Source organism: Christiangramia aquimixticola, from assembly GCF_048285835.1.
GTDB lineage: Bacteria > Bacteroidota > Bacteroidia > Flavobacteriales > Flavobacteriaceae > Christiangramia > Christiangramia aquimixticola.
In genome coordinates, this window is record NZ_JBLVTL010000005.1 from 1 (window position 1) to 4,366 (window position 4,366).

The window sequence follows — 4,366 nt, forward strand, 5'->3', positions numbered from 1 at the left end:
TAACATCGGTTATCGCAAATAACGGGTTTTACCGAAAAAGTGTAATTTTAGAAACCAGGAATGAAAAGAGTTAATCCGACAAGACCGCGTCCCTACTCCCGCAACTTGCGTTAACCGTAACCGTTATATGCAATGTTTTTAGAAATTTTGGAACTAAGATTATTAAAAATAAATAAGTCTAATCCAGATTAAAACATAAATTTTCAAGTTTAAAATAATTTATTATTTAGATATTCTCATAACTTTTATAAACTACTGACCTCTAGCAGGCTATTTAAAATAAATTTTCTAGAATCGAAATTATTTAAAAATTTATTGACTATCTCTAATATTTTATACCTAATCGTTATTTTTTTAAAGAAAAATGTAATTACTTAGTATGCTTAAATTAATTAACATTAAAATTTAAAAATGAAAAAAGTTTTTGCACTATTACTAATTAGCCTAACAGTTCTTACAAGTTGTTCAAAAGATGACGATAATGAAGACATAAATTCGTCAAACTTTTTGATTGGCAAATGGGAATCGAAAGAAGATTATACGGGCGAAGAGGTTTCCTTGGATATTGATGGAGAATTTGTTTACACCTACACAGACGTTATGGTAACCACTGAACAAAATGGTGAAGAAGTGGGTAGCTATGAGTACACTTTTAATCCTAAAAATATGGAGCTTAGAGTTCATGGAGATATGATTTTCGTAGAGAAAATCAGTAATGATAAAATGGTTTTACACAACGGAAAGGATGGAGAGGAATATCGCGGAACTTTATTTCATCGAATTAATTAAATTGAATTTTAATAAAAGAAAAAGCTTCACAGTTATGTGAGGCTTTTTCTTTTATAATCAAGTTCTAAAATTAAAAGTCTTAGGAATAATTACTATATAGAAAATTTTAGTAAAAAACACAGCATATAACAACGGTTATCGCAAATAGGCGGTACCGTTAGTAAGAAAATATTTAACTTGATCAACGATTAAAACACTAAGCCGACAAATCCGGGTCCCCTACTCCGCCACCTGGCGATAACCAAGACCGTTATGCATAATTAAAAAAAAAAGAACATTTATGAATAAAAGAATTTTGACAATTATAGTATTCACACTATTAACCTTAGCCGTGAACGCTCAAAGCAATGAATTACTAATTGGCAAATGGGTGTTTAAGGATGCATATAACAAAGAAAAGATGGACGAAGCTGGATTACAAATGTTGAAGACAGACATAATAAGTCAAATGACTTTTGACTTTAAGCGAAACTCTAATTTTAGTTCATTTGTTATGGGCGAAACAATGAATGGAACCTGGCTTTTGACAAAAGATTCGAAAAATGTAATATTGAAAACCCCTGATGGTCCATTCGAATTTAAAATTCTAAAACTTACAAAAACTGAGCTAGCACTAAAACTCGGATTAGGTGAGTTTCTTATGATAAAATCTGAAAAATAAAAAAAGAACTAGGTACAACATCGGTTAAGCGCAAAAAGCGGGCATAGTCCAGAAAGTCTATTTTAGACACTTAGGATAAAACAACTAAGCCGACTCCCGAAGCGTCGGGACGCGTCCCCTAATTCACCAACTGGCGATAACCGGGACCGTTGGGTATAATTTAAACAAAATTCGAACTATGAAATTATTGCGGAATATTACGATTATTGCGATAATCATATTAATAAGTTCATGCCAGAAAAAGCAACAAGAATATGCCAATCCAAATGTGGATACAGATAAACTTCAAAAGAATAGTTTATCATGGTGGACTTATCACAACGATTTTATTGATCTCAATTCTGAGTTTATTGGCATAAATACGAATAATGAAGAAATCGATAAAAAGTCATTCTTAGAAAGGCTAACTTCCGGTTTATATATACCGGTTAAACTAAATTCAATTCCAGGAAAAGAATATTATAAACTGATACCCCTTACTGAAAAAAATAGCATTGCCATTACCATTAAACGTGAATCCAAACATCAATTAAAATTATTGAGTTTTGAAGGAAATAAAATTCCGGATTTAAGTTATACTGATTTAACTGGGAAAAAATGGAACTCACAGACTACTAAAAACAAAATTATAGTTCTAAAATGCTGGTTTATTAGATGTCAACCTTGTGTAGCAGAAATACCAAAATTAAATAAATTAGTTCATGAATATGCTAATAGAAAAGATATAGAATTTCTGAGTATTGCGTTCGACCCAGAACAAGATTTGATAGAATTTTTAGAAAAGGAGCAATTCGATTATGCAACTGCATCGGTATCTAAAGATTATATGCTTAAAACATTAAATGTGAACACATTTCCAACACATTTTATAATTGGAAAGGATGGCAAAATCTTGAAAGTAATTAATGATCATAAGGAATTGAAACATTATTTGAAAGAGCTAATATAAACTATTCCCAACACCGGTTATCGCAAATAAGCGGCACCGTTAGAAAGAGAATAATTAAATCTGATCAACAATTAAAATGACATTATCTGAATATGTAAATAAAAGAAATGGAGTGCCGATTGGAAATTCAAAATCGCTGAGAAATAATCTTTATCGCTCATTAGGAGCAAAAAATTTCTCCACATTTTGGAATTATTGGAATCCTATTTTCGGATTCTATTTGGGGAAATATATTTTCAAACCCTTAAAGAAAATTTTTCCCATTGGAGTGGCATTACTATTTACATTCATATTTTGTGGAATGATACACGATGCGGTCACCACGATTTACAGATGGAAAATATCTTTATTCTTTACCATTTGGTTTTCGTTGATGGGAATTTCAGTTTTATTAACTAGATATTTCAATCACAATTTTAATAAGCAAAAATGGATCTTTCGGGCAGCAGTCAATTTAAGTATAATAGGCATATGTTTTTTACTGACTCTTTATCTAACGCGACTCCAGAGCGGAATCTGAAAAGAGACAAATTATGAACCTTCATATATCTGACTATTATCAGTTAATCTAAACAAAAGCGAGCGTCCAACAACGGTTATCAAAAATAGGCGGCAGCGTTAGAAAGAATTAGATTAACTTGACCAACAAACCAATACTAAACCGACTCCCGTAGCATTGGGACTCGGCCTCTACTTCGCCAACAGTCGATAACCGGACTATTAATATTAAATATACCTTATCGAGAATGATGGTAAACTGCATATTATATCGCATATAATTAATCCTCTAATCGTCGGACTAATCATAATCGGCAAAATATCAAACCAAGTACACTCTCCCTTTGTTTTATTAAATCGCAAAATATTGAAATAGTCGAAATGAAAAACCTTATAATTAAACTGAGAGTAATATTAGCAATAATAAGTATTCCAGTTTTTTTAACATCATGTACAGGTTCACGGTCTCTACCGGGAGATGTGATAACTTTAGCTGAGCAGGGAAGTTTTGCAGTCGGGGGAACGGTAAAAAGCAGTTCTGGCACTTTTGATTCTATCAAAGATGGTGCATTTAACCCAGCAAATCAAAACACCTCAGGTCAAACACTTCATGGTGATCACGCTACCGTTTTCTATCAAATCCCTGCTGAACCACGTAAACTTCCGTTAGTATTTTGGCATGGCTACGGGCAATCTATGAGAACCTGGCAAACAACGCCAGACGGGAGAGAAGGTTTTCAGAGTATTTTCCTTCGAAAAGATTTTCCCGTTTATCTAATGGACCAGCCCCGTCGAGGTCTTTCTGGGCGCAGTACAGAGCCTATAAGCATAAGTGCATCTACAGATGATCAACTTTGGTTTGGCATTTTCAGGCTTGGCATAGGAAATGAATTCTATCCCGGAGTTCAATTTTCTAAAGATCCAGAAGCTTTAAATCAGTTTTTTCGCCAAATGACACCTGATACGGGGCCGTTGAGTATTGAATTAAATATTAAAGCAGTTTCAGATTTATTTGATAAAATAGGTCCCTCAATACTTGTTACACATTCTCATAGTGGAGGTCAGGGATGGCTTACGGCATTAAAAAATAATAATATCAAAGCAATTGTATCCTATGAACCCGGTAGTAATTTCGTATTTCCTGATAATGAAGTGCCGGTACCTATGCAATATCTCGACGGAGAGCTGAAGGCAAGAGGAGTACCTTTATCTGAATTTAAACGGTTGACAGAAATACCTATAGTTATATACTACGGAGATTATATTCCTGAAGAACCGGTAGTAAACCCGGGTAAGGAACAATGGAGAGTTGCGCTATCTATGGCAAAAAAATGGCGAGATATGGTAAATAAATATGGAGGGGACGTGACTTTAGTTCCTCTCCCTGAAACAGGTCTAAAAGGCAATACACATTTCCCAATGTCCGACCTTAACAATAAGAAAGTGGCTGATTTAATGTATAATTGGCT

Annotated in this window: 5 protein-coding genes; all 5 read left to right on the forward strand. The window is 33.6% G+C overall.

Annotated elements, in window-relative coordinates; genetic code table 11:
• The first annotated feature begins 411 nt into the window (after positions 1-411).
• Positions 412-789, forward strand: a complete 378-nt coding sequence (locus ACNKXV_RS10845) for a hypothetical protein (protein WP_417907756.1) — start codon at positions 412-414, stop codon at positions 787-789.
• A 280-nt stretch (positions 790-1,069) separates the two neighbouring features.
• Entirely contained in the window at positions 1,070-1,450 is a 381-nt protein-coding gene (locus ACNKXV_RS10850) for a hypothetical protein (RefSeq protein ID WP_417907757.1), read from the forward strand.
• A 178-nt stretch (positions 1,451-1,628) separates the two neighbouring features.
• The gene (locus tag ACNKXV_RS10855) at positions 1,629-2,399 is read left to right on the forward strand and encodes a TlpA family protein disulfide reductase (RefSeq protein WP_417907758.1); all 771 of its coding nucleotides are present in this window, start codon (positions 1,629-1,631) and stop codon (positions 2,397-2,399) included.
• Between the two features lie 76 nt (positions 2,400-2,475).
• Positions 2,476-2,919 (forward strand): MBOAT family O-acyltransferase, encoded by a 444-nt coding sequence (locus tag ACNKXV_RS10860; RefSeq protein ID WP_417907759.1) that lies wholly within the window; start codon positions 2,476-2,478, stop codon positions 2,917-2,919.
• A 359-nt stretch (positions 2,920-3,278) separates the two neighbouring features.
• A partial coding sequence (locus ACNKXV_RS10865) for an alpha/beta hydrolase (RefSeq protein WP_417907760.1) occupies positions 3,279-4,366 on the forward strand: 1,088 nt, incomplete at its 3' end.

Coding starts and splice junctions, on each gene's coding strand:
- ACNKXV_RS10855 (WP_417907758.1), top strand. CDS start 1,629: ATGAAATTATTGCGGAATATTACGATTATTGCGATAATCATATTAATA.
- ACNKXV_RS10860 (WP_417907759.1), top strand. CDS start 2,476: ATGACATTATCTGAATATGTAAATAAAAGAAATGGAGTGCCGATTGGA.
- ACNKXV_RS10850 (WP_417907757.1), top strand. CDS start 1,070: ATGAATAAAAGAATTTTGACAATTATAGTATTCACACTATTAACCTTA.
- ACNKXV_RS10845 (WP_417907756.1), top strand. CDS start 412: ATGAAAAAAGTTTTTGCACTATTACTAATTAGCCTAACAGTTCTTACA.